This window comes from Eudoraea sp. (assembly GCF_049665975.1).
Classification (GTDB): domain Bacteria; phylum Bacteroidota; class Bacteroidia; order Flavobacteriales; family Flavobacteriaceae; genus Eudoraea.
On sequence record NZ_JBATGR010000177.1, the window covers coordinates 1 to 1,986 of the forward strand.

At 39.2% G+C, this 1,986-nt stretch carries 3 protein-coding genes; all 3 read left to right on the plus strand.

The window, feature by feature from the left end; all coding sequences use genetic code 11:
• Positions 1-252, plus strand: a 252-nt coding sequence (rpsL, locus tag WBN20_RS06780; protein WP_424281163.1) for a 30S ribosomal protein S12, incomplete at its 5' end; no start/stop codon positions are given.
• 22 nt (positions 253-274) lie between these two features.
• Positions 275-751: a 30S ribosomal protein S7 gene (gene rpsG, locus WBN20_RS06785; protein WP_424273525.1), complete on the plus strand. Its 477-nt coding sequence runs from the start codon at positions 275-277 to the stop codon at positions 749-751.
• Positions 752-759: 8 nt separating this feature from the next.
• A partial coding sequence (locus WBN20_RS06790) for an elongation factor G (protein ID WP_424281164.1) occupies positions 760-1,986 on the plus strand: 1,227 nt, incomplete at its 3' end.

Below are 1,986 nucleotides of genomic sequence, written 5' to 3' on the forward strand. Positions count from 1 at the left end.
CCTAAGAAACCAAATTCTGCAATGCGAAAGGTTGCAAGAGTTAGGTTAACCAATGGTAAAGAGGTAAACGCATACATTCCCGGCGAAGGTCACAATCTCCAGGAGCACTCGATAGTATTGGTTAGAGGCGGAAGGGTGAAAGATTTGCCAGGAGTTAGATATCATATTGTCCGAGGGGCCTTAGATACAGCAGGAGTTGCTGGAAGGACCCAAAGAAGATCTAAATACGGAGCAAAACGCCCTAAAAAGTAATCTAAACTTGTAAGAAGAAAAGATGAGAAAAAGACAGGCGAAAAAAAGACCACTATTACCGGATCCAAGGTTTAATGACCAACTGGTAACACGTTTTGTGAACATGTTAATGTGGGATGGTAAAAAATCAGTTGCCTTTAAAGTATTCTACGATGCAATGGATATTGTAGAAGAAAAGAAAACAGACGAAGAGAAATCTTCATTGGAATTGTGGAAAGAAGCTCTTTCCAATGTAATGCCACATGTAGAGGTTAGAAGCAGAAGAGTAGGTGGTGCAACTTTTCAGATACCCATGCAAATAAGACCGGATAGAAAAATTTCCACTTCTATGAAATGGCTTATAAGCTTTGCGCGAAAGCGTAATGAAAAATCCATGGCTCAAAAATTGGCTGGAGAAGTATTAGCAGCTTCTAAAGAAGAAGGTGCTGCGGTTAAAAGAAGAGTGGATACACATAAAATGGCAGAAGCTAACAAAGCATTTTCCCACTTTAGATTTTAAAAAGCAAAATGGCTAGAGATTTAAAATATACAAGAAATATAGGTATTGCAGCGCATATTGATGCAGGTAAGACCACTACTACGGAACGTATATTATATTATACGGGCGTTAGTCATAAAATAGGGGAAGTGCATGATGGTGCTGCCACCATGGACTGGATGGCTCAGGAGCAGGAACGTGGTATAACAATTACCTCGGCAGCTACAACATGTACCTGGGATTTTCCAACCAAGAACGGACAAATACTTCCTGAATCTAAACCCTATCATTTTAACATTATAGATACCCCCGGACACGTGGATTTTACTGTAGAGGTAAATCGCTCACTTAGGGTATTGGATGGTTTGGTTTTTCTTTTTAGTGCAGTTGATGGTGTTGAACCTCAGTCTGAAACTAACTGGAGATTGGCAGACAATTACAAAGTTCCTCGAATAGGTTTTGTTAACAAGATGGACAGGCAAGGTTCTAACTTTTTAATGGTTAGTAAACAGGTTAAGGATATGTTGAAATCCAATGCTGTTCCAATTGTTTTACCTATAGGCGAAGAAGCAGACTTTAAAGGTATTGTTGACCTTGTTAAGAACCGTGCTATTGTATGGCATGATGAAGACATGGGTGCTACTTTTGATGTCATTGATATTCCTGAAGAAATGAAGGACGAAGTGCACGAATATCGTGCTGCTTTGATTGAAGCTGTAGCAGAATACGATGAAGGATTGATGGAGAAATTCTTTGAAGATGAAGATTCTATTACTGAAGATGAAGTTCATGCGGCTCTTAGGGCAGCTGTTATGGATATGAGTATTATTCCAATGATATGTGGCTCTTCCTTTAAAAACAAAGGAGTTCAATTTTTATTGGATGCAGTTTGTCGTTACCTGCCTTCTCCTATGGATAAGGAAGGTATTATAGGAATAGATCCAAAAACAGATAAAGAAGTTTTAAGAAAACCAGACGTTAATGAGCCTTTTGCGGCCTTGGCGTTTAAAATTGCCACAGATCCGTTTGTAGGCCGTTTGGCTTTCTTCAGGGCGTATTCGGGCAAGTTAAATGCGGGATCTTACGTACTTAATAATCGTTCCGGGAATAAGGAAAGAATTTCAAGAATATATCAGATGCATTCCAATAAGCAGAATGCCGTAGATTCTATTGCGGCTGGTGATATTGGTGCAGCTGTAGGTTTTAAAGATATTAAAACAGGGGATACACTTTCAGATGAAAAGCATCCTATTATT

Coding starts and splice junctions, on each gene's coding strand:
- rpsG (WP_424273525.1), top strand. CDS start 275: ATGAGAAAAAGACAGGCGAAAAAAAGACCACTATTACCGGATCCAAGG.